A 12954-nucleotide genomic window follows, 5' to 3' on the forward strand; every position below is an offset into this window, starting at 1 on the left:
TTATAGGCATAGATGGATAATGGCGTGGAAAAATGGCAAGCGTTCAAGTGGAAATGGTCGTTATATACGCACACGGCTGTGCTAGAATTGATATGGGGAGACTACAAAAAGATTGTACCCAACTGTTTTCATAGTGGCAACCTGTCCAGCGAGTTTTTACAAAATTGTTGATGTTGCTGCGCGGAAATTTGCATAACCTATATGAAAGTGAAAAGGATGAGCATTGATGAAAGCACCGAACAAGATCGCCCATATCGGGATTGCAGTGAAAAGTATTGAAGAAACCCTGCCTTTTTACACGGAACAACTGGGATTGACTCTTCTGGGAATGGAGGAAGTACCGAGCGAGCAAGTGAAAGTGGCTTTTCTGGAGATCGGGGAGAGCCGGATCGAGCTGCTGGAGCCGCTTTCTGTAGAAAGTCCAATCGCCAAATTCATGGAGAAGCGCGGAGAAGGTATTCATCACATCGCACTCGATGTAGACAATGTAGAGGAGCGACTGGAGCGATTGAAGGAGAACGGTATTCCGCTCATTCACGAAAAACCAAAAGAGGGTGCGCACAACGCGCAAATTGCGTTCTTGCATCCGAAGGCAGCGAAAGGAGTTTTGGTGGAGCTCTGTCAATACCCACATTAAGAGCAAAGGGGGAATTCCAGGCATGAGTGAAGGGATGTACAACAAAATCAATGAGATGTACGAGCGGAAAAGAGTGGTAGAGCTTGGCGGTGGCGACGATCGGATTACCGCCCAGCACAACCGTGGCAAACTAACCGCGAGAGAACGTCTGGATCTTTTGTTGGATGAGGAATCATTCGTGGAGCTGCAACCCTTCGTCAAGCATCGGGCTACCCACTTTAACATGGACAGGCTGGAAGCGCCGGGAGAGGGAGTCGTTACCGGCTATGGGAAAATCAACGGTCGACTCGTGTATGTTTTTGCTCAGGATTTCACGGTGTTCGGTGGCGCACTGGGCGAGATGCACGCCAAGAAAATTGCCAACATCATGGATTTAGCGGCGAAAAACGGTGCGCCTGTGATTGGTCTCAATGATTCTGGTGGAGCGCGAATTCAAGAAGGTGTCGTCTCCTTGGATGGATACGGACACATCTTTTATCGAAATGCGATCTATTCCGGGGTCATACCGCAGATATCGGTCATTCTGGGACCCTGCGCGGGAGGAGCCGTATACTCCCCTGCGATAACCGATTTTGTCTTCATGGTAGAAAAAACTTCACAAATGTTTATTACGGGGCCAAAAGTGATTGAAACCGTGACGGGAGAAAAAATTTCAAGCGAGGATCTGGGCGGAGCATCGGTTCATTCCTCGATCAGCGGGAATGCCCACTTCACTGGCGAAACAGAGGTAGAGGTATTGGAGCAAGTGCGTAACCTCCTGAAATATTTACCCCAGAACAACCAGGAAAAGCCGCCGCATCTGTCCTACACGGGCGATGACGGAGAGTGGCTTGAGGAACTTATCGAACTGGTTCCTGTGGCGGGTACGAAAGTATACGATGTCAAAAAGGTGCTGGAAACCATCGTGGACGAAGGCAGCTTCTTGGAGGTTCAACCCCAGTTCGCGCGAAATATTGTAGTGGGATTTGGTCGGATTGACGGGGAGAGCGTCGGGCTGATTGCCAACCAGCCGAAAGTGATGGCGGGAGGCCTGGATATCGATTCCTCTGACAAGCTAGCCCGATTTATTCGCACGTGTGACGCCTTCCAGATTCCATTGATCACCTTTGTGGATGTGACAGGCTTTTTCCCCGGAATCAATCAGGAGCACGGAGGAATCATTCGGCATGGCGCAAAAATCTTGTACGCGTACTCCGAAGCGACTGTGCCCAAAATCAGCGTGATTACGCGCAAAGCCTATGGTGGAGCCTATGTTGCGCTCAACTCGAAAGCAATCGGAGCAGATGTGGTGTATGCTTGGCCGAATGCCGAAATCGCGGTCATGGGACCTGAGGGCGCTGCGAATATTATTTTCTCCCGGGAGATCGAGCAAAGTCCGAATCCTGTAGAAATGAGACAAGCCAAAATTGACGAGTATCGCGAGAAGTTCGCCAATCCATACGTGGCTGCAGAACATGGCATGGTCGATGATGTGATCGATCCGAGAGAAACGCGAAAATACCTGAAGCGTTCGCTGGAAATGCTGCGTACCAAGCAGGAAGAACGTCCTGCAAAAAAACACGGAAATATCCCGCTGTAAGCGAGAGAGCATGGTCGAAAAAATTTTTTTGCTGTATACTGGAACTTGCATGTACATACTAAAAAACGGATTTGAGAACTGGAGGAAGGGCCTGTGATTAATCAGGAGCGTGTGTTGAACGAGTTTTTGGAACTCGTACAAATTGACAGCGAAACAAAAAACGAAGCACAGATTAATAAAGTGCTCAAGGAAAAGCTGATCGAGATGGGCTTTACCGTTGAAGAGGATGATGCAGCTGCAAAAACCGGACACGGTGGGAACAACCTCATCGCTACACTGGAAGGTACAGCCGATGGTCCTGCCATCCTGTTCAGCAGCCACATGGATACGGTCGTTCCGGGTAATGGAATCAAACCGCAAATCCGCGATGGCTACATCTATTCGGATGGAACCACGATCCTCGGTGCAGACGACAAAGCGGGTATTGCAGCGATTTTCGAGGGCATTCGCACCTTGAAAGAACAGAATTTGCCGCATCCAACGATCCAGGTCGTCCTTACGGTAGGGGAAGAATCCGGATTGGTCGGTTCCCGTGCGATGGATTCCAGTCTGCTGAAAGCCGAAATGGGCTTCATTCTGGACTCGGAAGGACCTGTAGGCAAAATTACGGTTGCAGGTGCCGGACAATACCGCATCGTCACCAAAATTCATGGAAAAGCTGCCCACGCTGGTGTGAATCCGGAAGATGGAGTCAGCGCTATTACGGTCGCTAGCAAGGCTATTTCCCGGATGCCATTGGGTCGCATCGATGAAGACACGACGGCAAACATTGGCCGTTTTGAGGGTGGAAAAGCGTATAATATCGTGACGGATTACGTGGAAGTCTGGTCCGAAGCACGAAGCCTCGTCATGGACAAATTGGAAGCGCAAGTGAAAAAAATGACGACTGCATTTGAGGAAGCAGCAGCCGAAATGGGTGCGACTTGCGAAAATGATGTCATCTTCATGTATCACGGATACAAGTACAGTGAAGAAACGCCTGTCGTTCAAAAAGCGATTGCCGCAGTTGAAAGCATCGGACGTAATCCTGAACTGGTTGCGAGCGGTGGTGGAAGTGACGGAAACGTGTTTAACGGCTACAATGTACCGAGTGTAAACTTCGCGATTGGCTATGAAGAAATTCATACCAAAAACGAGCGTATGCCGATCTCGGAATTAAACAAGGCAGCTGAACTGGTTCTGGCTGTGATCCAAGCCGTACAAAAATAAACATAAGGTCGGGATTCTCATAAGGGAATCCCGACTTTTTTTTCAACGCATGTTTGGGTCAAGCATGCCGGTACATACACTAGGGAGAAGAGTAGCGTTATGCAGTCTATATGGCAAAAATCAACCTTTCTAGATGAAGGGGGAACGGGAATGCTTAGTCTTGCTAGGGGAACAGTTATGCGGGTAGTCGAAAAGCGATCAGGCATGCAGATCGTAGAATTGAAAATGGCAGAGGATGGCGAGGTGGCACAGGCGCTCTCCTTCAGCAATGAAGCCTACGAGGCAGGAGAAATCCTGATTGTGAATACTACAGCAGTTCGCCTGCGATTGGGTACAGGCGGTTATCATTTGGTCGTGTCCAAAGCGGAGGAGTGTTCAGAACGAGATGTGGCTCCGGGAATGTGGGGGCATGTGATGAAGATGCGATATGCCCCGTGGCAGCTGGCGGTGGACACGGTCGAAGAGCAGGAGAGTCCGTATCATTCTCTATTTGTACGCGACGATTTGACTTTGGAGGGAACGCCTGTCATTATTGGCGAGCTGCACAGTCTCTTGCCGGTCGTTGCAGCTGCGTTGCGGCAAAATCAACCGGAGGCAAAAGTCGTTTATGTGATGCCGGATGGCGCTTCTTTGCCCGTAGCGATGAGCAGGCATGTCCATCAATGTAAATCGCAGGGACTGCTGAATGCAGTTGTCACGACTGGGCATGCTTGGGGAGGTGACCGTGAAGCGGTAACAATTCACAGTGGTCTATTGGCAGCAAAGCATGTAGAGAAGGCTGATGTGATTCTTTGCATGCTGGGGCCAGGCGTAGCGGGCACGGGCACACCTTACGCATTTTCTGGCGTACAGCTGGCAGAGGTTGTTCATGCCGTATCTATTTTGAATGGTGTTCCTTTTTTTCTGCCGCGTATCAGCTTTGCGGACCCACGCTTGCGTCATCGTGGTGTCAGTCATCATACGATGGCCATTTTGGGTCGCTATGTATTGCGGCCAGTTGTGCTCATTATGCCAAAGCTCGGTGACGATCGAGATAGCATGATGGCTGAACAGATTCAATCACTATACGAGAAAAGTCATGTAGTGGTATGGGGCCACTCGGCTTCTGAAGACCGCTTGTCCAATCTGGAGCAGCAGTATGGGATGGCCTTTTCATCGATGGGGCGAAGCTGGCAGGAAGATCCTGTACCCTTTTTTACAGCTCTGTTGGCGGCAGATCTGACCAAGAAAAGTTTTTCTTTTTCCTGGAAGTCTGTCAGCGCCGATTCAGATTGCTACGCTTCGCCAAATAATCTTGAAGCGTTAGGTCTTTTTTTGACCAGGAACGAAGCGCAGCTCTGATTTCCCAAGCTTTCCCTACCATACGCAAATGCTTTTCCCCGACATAGGTTTTCATCGTCGATTTCCTCCGATACAATAGGTTGGACAAGCTTCATGTTTCCAGCCTATGGAGGAAGCATGAGGAATAGAACCAGATTTCTGACAGAGGAGGCCCATCATGAATCCGAATAAGCCAGAGCATTTATATGAGAAAACGATTTCGAGTCAATCGATCTATGAGGGGCGCATCATTAAAGTAAAAGTGGACGAAGTGCTGTTGCCGAATGGAAATACGGCCAAGCGCGAGATAGTCCATCATCAGGGGGCCGTGGCCATCATTCCGCTTACGGATGACGGAAGGCTGGTCGCGGTGCGTCAGTTCCGCAAGCCGCTGGAAAAGGTCATTGTGGAGATACCAGCCGGCAAGCTGGAGCCGGGCGAGGATCCTTTGTCCTGCGCAAAACGTGAATTGGAGGAAGAGACAGGTTATACAGCGGCTCATTATGAAAAGCTGAGTGCGTTCTACACGTCACCAGGCTTTGCAGATGAATTGCTTCATGTCTACGTGGCTAAAGGATTGGTCAAAGGAGAAAGTCGTCCGGATGAGGATGAATTCGTCGATCTGCTGGAATTGACCCTGGAAGAAGCGCATGAGCTGCACCAGACAGGCGAAATCTGTGATGCCAAGACAGTGGTTGCCCTGTTCCATTGGGAGAACCAAATGCTCCGTGCCCGTGGATAACAAGCACCCCCGTACTTTCTTTTGTGACATGCATATCCATATCGGCGGGACGCGAACCGGACGACCGGTTAAAATAACGGCTTCACGTGCCATGACATTAACGAAAATTCTTGAGGAAGCCTCATGGCGCAAAGGGATGGATATGATCGGTGTGATTGATGCTCATTCCCCGGAAGTTCAGGAGGAACTCCTGGATCTTCTGGAGCGTGGTGATGCCATCGAACAAAGCGACGGTGGAATCCTTTTTCAGCAGACGGTACTCATTCTGGGCTGCGAGGTCGAGATCAAAGAAGAAGGACGGGGAGAAGCTCATTTTCTCGTCTATCTGCCGACGATCAAAGCCATGCAGACTTTTACTCATTGGCTTGGAACTCGCTGCAAAAATGTGCATCTCAGCTCGCAGCGCATACATGCCACCATCCTGGAATTGCAGCAATGCGCACAACATTTAGGTGGCACTGTGATCCCTGCTCACATTTTTACACCGCATAAGGGTCTTTACGGAAGCTGCACCGATTCCATGCAGGAAGTGCTTGATCCTACCTTGATCTACGCCGTGGAGCTGGGACTAAGCGCCAACACGCAAATGGCCGACCAAATCTCGGAGCTTCATTCCAAAACCTTTCTTACGAATTCAGATGCCCATTCCCTGGGCAAAATCGGTCGGGAGTATCAGGAGATTCGAATGGCAGAAGCTTCATTTGCAGAGTGGATAAAAGCGCTGCAACAAAAGGATGGGCGAGGAGTTGTCGTCAACTACGGGTTGACTCCTCAGTTGGGCAAATACCATCAGACCGCTTGCCAGGGTTGCCAAACACCTTTGCCAGAAGACGATTCCCCGAGATGTCCCGTGTGTGGCTTCAAGCGAGTAGTGCGCGGGGTTGCTGCGCGGATTGAACAGCTTGCAGATCTTCCTAAGTCTGCTCATCCTGCACATCGTCCTCCCTACGTAGAACAGGTTCCGCTGGAATTTATCCCGGGTGTTGGGCCAAAGCTACTGCAAAAGCTGTATGATGCATTCGGAACGCAGATGGATATTCTTCATCGGGTTGCGGAAGAGGATTTGATACGCGTGGCAGGAGAAAAAATAGCGAATCGTATCGTCCGTGCCCGGTCGGGGGCATTGAACGTACAGGCTGGAGGAGCGGGAATCTACGGAAGAATCGTGGATGGATAGTGGCATAGGGGAGGACTCGTCCGCATAAGCTGTACAGTAATCAGCGAAGCGGGAGGGGACCAAAGTGCGTTCAAGAATCGGACAAACCATTCAGGCCTATGCCAAGGAGCATCAGTCGCTCTATTGGTTCACGATTGTTCTGTTTACAATGGGGATTATTTTCGGAGCGGTGCTTGTGAATTCTTTGCCCCTTTCGCAAAAACAAGAACTTCACGGTTTCCTCCAGTACTTTTTCAATACCCTCGGGCAACAGGGAATTCCCGACACGCGGCCTCATTTTCAGGAGTCGTTTGGCCATTACGCAAAAACGGTAGGGATTATGTGGGTACTTGGGCTTTCCATTATAGGGTTGCCGATGATTCTGTTGATCCTGTTCTTAAAAGGGGTAGTTGTGGGCTTTACAGTTGGTTTTCTCGTCAACCAAATGCAGTGGCAAGGAGTGACCTTTGCCATGATGGGCGTGCTGCCGCAAAATTTACTGGTTGTTCCTGCCTTATTTATCATAGGCGTGAGTGGAATTTCCTTTTCCCTGAGACTGATAAAAACCAGACTGTTAAGCAAACGCGATGGAATTATGCCGCATTTTGTAGGCTATACGGTTCTGGTGATCTCAATGCTGGCCGTCTTGACCATTGCTTCATTATTTGAGACCTTTGTCTCCCCCAGACTCATGCAGCTCGTACTCAATTAAGAATTATTATCAAGTAAGAACTTATGTATTTGACTTATTCTAGGCCCCTCTACTATAATAGGAGCAGGTTTCAAGCGAGCGGGGGAGGGGCATTAATGTTGGAAGAAAAGTTAGAAAAAATAAAGCAACAGCTGCATGCACAAAACTACAAATTGACGCCACAACGTGAAGCCACTGTTCGCGTATTACTGGAAAATGAAGAAGATCATCTCAGCGCTGAAGATGTGTACCTTTTGGTAAAAGATAAAGCTCCTGAGATCGGGCTTGCTACAGTCTATCGCACACTAGAGCTGCTAAGCGAGCTGAAGATTCTCCACAAGATGAACTTCGGCGACGGTGTAGCCAGATACGACCTGCGCGATGACAATGCTGCGTATCACCATCATCACTTGATCTGTCTGCACTGCGGAACGGTTGATGAAATCTTCGAAGACTTGTTGGTCTCTGCAGAGGAAAAGGTCAAGAATGTTTACAACTTTTACATTACCGACCATCGTTTGACCTTCTACGGTGTGTGCCACCGTTGCATTGATAAAGTGAACGTAGATGATTTCAAATGAGTAAACTTCTCTTTGAACGGAGAAGTTTTTTCTTTTTTGTAATGGCCATCGATTTCCTGAGGAATCCTAAGAAATGTGCGACAAGCCATACCTTTCGATCCTGTATAACAGCAAGAACAAATGAATACATATAGGCCTAGACCGCAAGTGTCATGGGCACTGGGACAAGTGCATATAGTGAGAGGGAATTGGGGAAGGAGGAACCTGCGATGCGCGTCCCGTACCGTCGATTCATGGAAATGCTTCGATTCCTGCTCTTGCTCGTCACTTGCACGCTTTTGTCTTATGGTATTATTCATGTGTTATCCCAAAGCCTTCTGCCATCCAATCCGTATCAAGTGCCGGATGGAGAAGCGGTAAAGGTTGTGAAATTGATCAATGCCCCTGAGCCTCAAGATTGGGAAGGGTATCTGGCACGACTTCAGCTGTTTTATGTTACAGGTGAATAACCTGACATTTTTCAGTTGAAAAGGAGGATTTTTTTCATCCATGTGGAAAGCAATACAAGATACTTAACATCTGAAGGGGACGGCTTCATGGACAGTCTGATTGATCAATTTATCCATTTCCTTGCTGTAGAGAAAGGGCTTTCTCCCAACACATTGGAGTCGTATCAGCGGGATATGGTGGCCTATACCTCCTATCTACAGGATCAAGGCGTTACTCGGATTGAGGATTCTACGCGATCGCATATCATCGGGTACTTGCTGGTGCTGAGGGAAAAAGGCCGTGCCACCGCCACCCTGTCACGGAATATGGCTTCTATCCGTGCATTCTATCAGTTTCTCGTCAGGGACAAGTACTTGGACAAGGACCCTTCTATCCATCTAGAAACGCCGAAGATCGAGAAGCGTCTGCCGAAAGTCCTTTCCATTGAAGAAGTGGAGCGGTTGTTGGATAGTCCTCCGGTCAATCATCCCGCAGGACTGCGCGACAAGGCTATGCTTGAATTGCTGTATGCTACAGGTATCCGGGTCTCTGAGTTAGTGAATTTGGACGCATCTGACGTGAACCTGGATATGGGTTTTGTCAAATGCATGGGAAAAGGGTCCAAGGAAAGAATCATCCCACTTGGTTCCGTAGCCATCCAGATGGTTCGTCACTACTTGCACGCTGGCCGTCCGAAGCTGTTGAAAGGCAGCGATGAATCAGCTCTGTTCCTCAATCATCTGGGCAAGCAGATTACTCGTCAGGGCTTTTGGAAAATCATCAAGCGATACGCCCTGAAGGCGAACATTCGTGCAGAGATTACCCCACATACGTTGCGGCACTCCTTTGCAACTCATCTGCTTGAAAATGGTGCAGACCTGCGCTCTGTTCAGGAGATGCTGGGTCATGCCGATATTTCAACCACTCAGATTTATACACATGTGACGAGAACTCGAATCAAAGACATTTACGCCAAGACACATCCCCGTGCCTAGGTGTCATCCAACTCCGTCGTTTTATAGGCGGAGCCAACTTTTCTTTCATCAGGTCAGACGTCTGACGACCTTGGTGGAAAATGATCCCTACAGAATTGGAGGCGTTACAATTGCGGTTTTCTCGAGTTTTTTTAATCGTTTTGGACAGTGTTGGGATCGGCGAGCTGCCGGATGCTCCTCGCTTTCAAGATGAAGGTGCACATACATTGGGCCACATTGCTGAGCGAGTAGAGGGATTTGCCATGCCCAACATGGAAAAGATGGGTTTGGGCAATATCGCTCCTCTGCGAAATGTACCAGTGGCTGCAGCACCACAGGCCCACTTTGGTAAAATGCAGGAAATCTCCATGGGAAAAGATACGACGACCGGTCATTGGGAGATCATGGGACTCCATGTTTCAGTTCCATTCAATACTTATCCAGATGGATTTCCAACTGCTTTGATTGAGGAATTTGAAAACAGAATCGGTCGCAAGGTATTGGGAAACAAGGTGGCTTCCGGCACGGATATTCTCGATGAGCTCGGAGAAGAACACATGAAAACGGGGAGTGTCATCGTCTACACTTCGGCCGACAGTGTGTTTCAGGTAGCTGCCCACGAAGAAGTCATTCCACTAGAAGAGCTGTACCACATTTGTCAGGTTGCTCGAGAGCTTACCTTGCGTGATGAGTATGCGGTAACACGTGTCATTGCGAGGCCGTTCTTGGGGACCCCCGGAAACTTTACTCGGACGTCCAATCGCCATGACTACTCTGTGAAACCTTTTTCTCCGACTGTGATGAACCATCTGCAAGATGGAGGCTTCGAATCCATTGCGATTGGCAAAATCAGTGATATTTACGCAGAGGAAGGGATAACCCAAGCCATTCGCACGAAGGATAACATGGATGGCGTCGACCAGCTCATCCAGACGATGAAGCAGGACTTCACGGGTCTCAGTTTTGTAAATCTGGTCGATTTCGATGCGAAATTCGGACATCGTCGCGATCCGCAAGGGTATGGACAGGCATTGATGGAATTTGACGCCCGTCTTCCGGAGATCGTCGCGAACCTGCGCAAGGATGACCTGCTGATCATTACCGCAGATCACGGGAATGACCCGGTTCATCATGGAACGGATCATACGCGTGAATACGTTCCGCTCATTGTATACCACCAGGGCATCCAGCAAGGCAGTCACCTCGGTATCCGGGAGACCTTTGCGGATGTAGGGGCAACGATTGCGGAGAACTTTGGGGTAAAGGCACCTGCTATTGGAAAGAGTTTCCTAAGTGATGTATAAAAATTAAATCTCTATAAACATTTATATAGAAGAAACAGAAAAATGGAGGAGTGTTTCACATGACAAAATATCAGGATGCAGTAACATACATCGAGCCTAAGCTCGCAGAAAAACCCACAATCGGCTTGGTTTTAGGTTCTGGTTTAGGTGTTCTGGCTGACGAAATCGAAAATCCGGTCGTCATTCCTTACGATGAGATCCCCGGCTTTACGAAATCGACGGTAGTCGGACATAAGGGACAACTGGTGATTGGTAAGCTGCGGGGTAAGCAGGTAGTCGCGATGCAAGGACGTTTCCATTATTACGAAGGCCACGATCTGGACGCGGTTGTTTTTCCTATTCGCGTCATGAAGCTGCTGGGAGTGGAAACGATGATCATCACCAATGCTGCTGGCGGCATTAACGAAAGCTATGGGGAAGGAAATCTGATGCTGATTCGCGATCACATCAATTTGACCGCACGCAATCCGTTGATTGGCCCGAATGACGATGAAATGGGTACTCGTTTCCCAGACATGTCTGAAGCATACTCCAAGGATTTGCGGAATCTCGCGAAAAACGTAGCCGAAGAGCAGGGCATTAATCTGCAGGAAGGTGTGTACGTAGGTCTCTTGGGACCGAGCTACGAAACGCCAGCAGAGATTCGCATGCTGCGCATTCTCGGAGCAGATGCGGTAGGGATGTCGACAGTACCGGAAGTCATTGTGGCTCGCCACATGAATGTAAAGGTGCTGGGCATCTCCTGCATCAGCAACATGGCGGCAGGGATCCTGGAGCAGCCGTTGTCTCATGAAGAAGTGATGGCTACTACGGAGAGAGTGAAATCTCAATTCCTGACTCTGGTCAAGGAAATCGTATTCAAACTGTAAGAACGACGAAGGGTATTTCCGATTGACACTGTGTTTTCGTACAGTGAAGTGCTAAATACTAAACGCGAGTAATGGGAATGGGGTGTTTTACAATGCGCATGGTTGACATGATCGCCAAGAAAAGGGATGGAGGCGAACTCACAACCGAAGAAATCCGATTCCTTGTAGAAGGCTATACATCAGGAAGCATTCCAGACTATCAAATGTCCGCTTGGGCAATGGCTGTCCTGTTCCGTGGCATGACCGCACGTGAAACAGGCGACCTGACTTTGGCGATGGCGGGTTCTGGTGAGCAGCTGGACCTGTCTTCCCTGTCGGGTGTCAAGGTAGATAAGCACAGTACTGGTGGGGTAGGCGACAAAACTACGCTTGTCGTCGCACCTCTGGTGGCTGCTGCAGGTATTCCCGTTGCCAAAATGTCCGGTAGAGGGCTCGGCTATTCAGGCGGTACCATTGACAAGCTCGAATCCTTTAGTGGCTTCCAGGTCGAGCGTACCCGTGAACAGTTTTTGCAGCAGGTGCGTGATATTGGCGTATCCGTCATCGGACAGTCGGGTAATCTGACTCCTGCGGACAAGAAGCTGTATGCATTGCGGGACGTTACGGCAACCGTAGAAGCCGTTCCATTGATCGCAAGCTCTATCATGTCCAAAAAAATTGCAGCAGGTGCGGATGCCATCCTCCTTGACGTGAAGGTGGGCAAAGGTGCTTTCATGAAAAATCTGGAGCAGGCCGAAACCCTTGCACGCGCAATGGTCGACATCGGAAGTCAGGTAGGGCGCAAAACAGTGGCTGTGATCAGTGACATGAATCAGCCGCTTGGATTTGCTGTGGGCAATGCCCTGGAAGTGAAGGAAGCCATCGAGACTTTAGCCGGCAAAGGACCGCGTGATCTGACTGAGCTTGTCCTGGCGATTGGAGCGCGCATGCTTCTACTTGGCGGACTGGTAGCTACGGTCGAAGAAGGACGGGGCAAGCTGGAAGAGATCATGGCATCAGGTAAAGCAGTAGACAAACTGGCTGAGATGGTAGAAGCGCAAGGCGGAGACAAGGAAGAGGTGTACAACCTGGAAAAGCTTCCGAAAGCGACGCTTTTGCATGCCATTACAGCGAAACAGGATGGATTTATCACCGATATTGATGCTGAAGCAGTAGGCCACGCCTCTGTTGTTTTGGGTGCGGGCAGATTGACCAAGGAAATGGCGATCGATCTGGCAGTTGGTCTTGTGCTGCATAAAAAGCGAGGAGACCAGGTTCAAGCTGGAGAAACGCTGGTGACTGTACATGCGAATCAGGAACAGCTCTTGCAGAGTGCTTTGCAGGAACTGGAGGGTGCCTTCCAGATCTCAGACATTCCTCCTGGCAAACAAACACTGATTTACAAAATAGTTGAATAAATGAGGTAAAACTTTCCAGGCAAGGGATATACAAAAAGTAAAAGTGTATCCCTTCAATGCTGGAAA

Annotated in this window: 13 protein-coding genes and 1 pseudogene; 13 read left to right on the forward strand and 1 reads right to left on the reverse strand. The window is 49.3% G+C overall.

Going from position 1 to position 12954, the window contains the following annotated elements; genetic code table 11:
• Positions 1 to 226 precede the first annotated feature (226 nt).
• From mce to JZI27_RS02255, 4 genes are all read left to right on the forward strand, one after another.
• The gene (mce, locus tag JZI27_RS02240) at positions 227 to 637 is read left to right on the forward strand and encodes a methylmalonyl-CoA epimerase (RefSeq protein ID WP_122908399.1); all 411 of its coding nucleotides are present in this window, start codon (positions 227 to 229) and stop codon (positions 635 to 637) included.
• Positions 638 to 659: 22 nt separating this feature from the next.
• Positions 660 to 2216: an acyl-CoA carboxylase subunit beta gene (locus JZI27_RS02245; RefSeq protein ID WP_280206596.1), complete on the forward strand. Its 1557-nt coding sequence runs from the start codon at positions 660 to 662 to the stop codon at positions 2214 to 2216.
• Between the two features lie 93 nt (positions 2217 to 2309).
• A complete protein-coding gene (locus JZI27_RS02250; RefSeq protein WP_280206598.1) occupies positions 2310 to 3425 on the forward strand; it encodes a M20/M25/M40 family metallo-hydrolase in 1116 nt (371 codons plus the stop codon).
• Between the two features lie 177 nt (positions 3426 to 3602).
• Positions 3603 to 4766, forward strand: coding sequence for a DUF3866 family protein (locus JZI27_RS02255; protein WP_245996650.1), 1164 nt, complete (start codon positions 3603 to 3605; stop codon positions 4764 to 4766).
• On the opposite strand, the pseudogene mciZ reads toward JZI27_RS02255, so the two are convergent.
• Positions 4765 to 4821: pseudogene (gene mciZ / locus JZI27_RS24900) on the reverse strand (Z-ring formation inhibitor MciZ); the annotation flags it as partial. The gene JZI27_RS02255 and the pseudogene mciZ sit on opposite strands and share 2 nt — an antisense overlap.
• A gap of 102 nt (positions 4822 to 4923) precedes the next feature.
• On the opposite strand from mciZ, the gene JZI27_RS02260 reads away from it, so the two are divergent.
• From JZI27_RS02260 to JZI27_RS02300, 9 genes are all read left to right on the forward strand, one after another.
• A complete protein-coding gene (locus JZI27_RS02260) occupies positions 4924 to 5487 on the forward strand; it encodes an NUDIX domain-containing protein (RefSeq protein ID WP_280206601.1) in 564 nt (187 codons plus the stop codon).
• A 28-nt stretch (positions 5488 to 5515) separates the two neighbouring features.
• Positions 5516 to 6664, forward strand: a complete 1149-nt coding sequence (locus JZI27_RS02265; RefSeq protein WP_280206779.1) for an endonuclease Q family protein — start codon at positions 5516 to 5518, stop codon at positions 6662 to 6664.
• Positions 6665 to 6728: 64 nt separating this feature from the next.
• On the forward strand, positions 6729 to 7355 hold the full coding sequence (gene spoIIM / locus JZI27_RS02270; RefSeq protein WP_251242895.1) for a stage II sporulation protein M: 627 nt from the start codon (positions 6729 to 6731) through the stop codon (positions 7353 to 7355).
• A gap of 95 nt (positions 7356 to 7450) precedes the next feature.
• Positions 7451 to 7915, forward strand: a complete 465-nt coding sequence (gene fur, locus JZI27_RS02275) for a ferric iron uptake transcriptional regulator (protein WP_057134164.1) — start codon at positions 7451 to 7453, stop codon at positions 7913 to 7915.
• A 209-nt stretch (positions 7916 to 8124) separates the two neighbouring features.
• On the forward strand, positions 8125 to 8364 hold the full coding sequence (locus JZI27_RS02280; protein ID WP_122908391.1) for a DUF4227 family protein: 240 nt from the start codon (positions 8125 to 8127) through the stop codon (positions 8362 to 8364).
• An 87-nt stretch (positions 8365 to 8451) separates the two neighbouring features.
• Positions 8452 to 9339, forward strand: coding sequence for a site-specific tyrosine recombinase XerD (gene xerD, locus JZI27_RS02285; RefSeq protein ID WP_280206607.1), 888 nt, complete (start codon positions 8452 to 8454; stop codon positions 9337 to 9339).
• Positions 9340 to 9449: 110 nt separating this feature from the next.
• Positions 9450 to 10622 carry a phosphopentomutase gene (gene deoB / locus JZI27_RS02290; RefSeq protein ID WP_122908389.1) on the forward strand — a complete coding sequence of 391 codons (1173 nt, stop codon included), beginning with the start codon at positions 9450 to 9452 and terminating at the stop codon, positions 10620 to 10622.
• 59 nt (positions 10623 to 10681) lie between these two features.
• Positions 10682 to 11491 (forward strand): purine-nucleoside phosphorylase, encoded by an 810-nt coding sequence (locus tag JZI27_RS02295; protein ID WP_280206609.1) that lies wholly within the window; start codon positions 10682 to 10684, stop codon positions 11489 to 11491.
• A gap of 92 nt (positions 11492 to 11583) precedes the next feature.
• Complete coding sequence (locus JZI27_RS02300; protein ID WP_280206611.1) at positions 11584 to 12888, forward strand: pyrimidine-nucleoside phosphorylase; 1305 nt, start codon at positions 11584 to 11586, stop codon at positions 12886 to 12888.
• Positions 12889 to 12954: the final 66 nt, after the last annotated feature.

The organism is Brevibacillus sp. AY1, from assembly GCF_029870785.1.
GTDB lineage: Bacteria > Bacillota > Bacilli > Brevibacillales > Brevibacillaceae > Brevibacillus > Brevibacillus invocatus.

Coding starts and splice junctions, on each gene's coding strand:
- JZI27_RS02295 (WP_280206609.1), top strand. CDS start 10,682: ATGACAAAATATCAGGATGCAGTAACATACATCGAGCCTAAGCTCGCA.
- fur (WP_057134164.1), top strand. CDS start 7,451: ATGTTGGAAGAAAAGTTAGAAAAAATAAAGCAACAGCTGCATGCACAA.
- xerD (WP_280206607.1), top strand. CDS start 8,452: ATGGACAGTCTGATTGATCAATTTATCCATTTCCTTGCTGTAGAGAAA.
- JZI27_RS02300 (WP_280206611.1), top strand. CDS start 11,584: ATGCGCATGGTTGACATGATCGCCAAGAAAAGGGATGGAGGCGAACTC.
- JZI27_RS02265 (WP_280206779.1), top strand. CDS start 5,516: ATGCATATCCATATCGGCGGGACGCGAACCGGACGACCGGTTAAAATA.
- mce (WP_122908399.1), top strand. CDS start 227: ATGAAAGCACCGAACAAGATCGCCCATATCGGGATTGCAGTGAAAAGT.
- JZI27_RS02245 (WP_280206596.1), top strand. CDS start 660: ATGAGTGAAGGGATGTACAACAAAATCAATGAGATGTACGAGCGGAAA.
- JZI27_RS02260 (WP_280206601.1), top strand. CDS start 4,924: ATGAATCCGAATAAGCCAGAGCATTTATATGAGAAAACGATTTCGAGT.
- JZI27_RS02255 (WP_245996650.1), top strand. CDS start 3,603: ATGCGGGTAGTCGAAAAGCGATCAGGCATGCAGATCGTAGAATTGAAA.
- JZI27_RS02280 (WP_122908391.1), top strand. CDS start 8,125: ATGCGCGTCCCGTACCGTCGATTCATGGAAATGCTTCGATTCCTGCTC.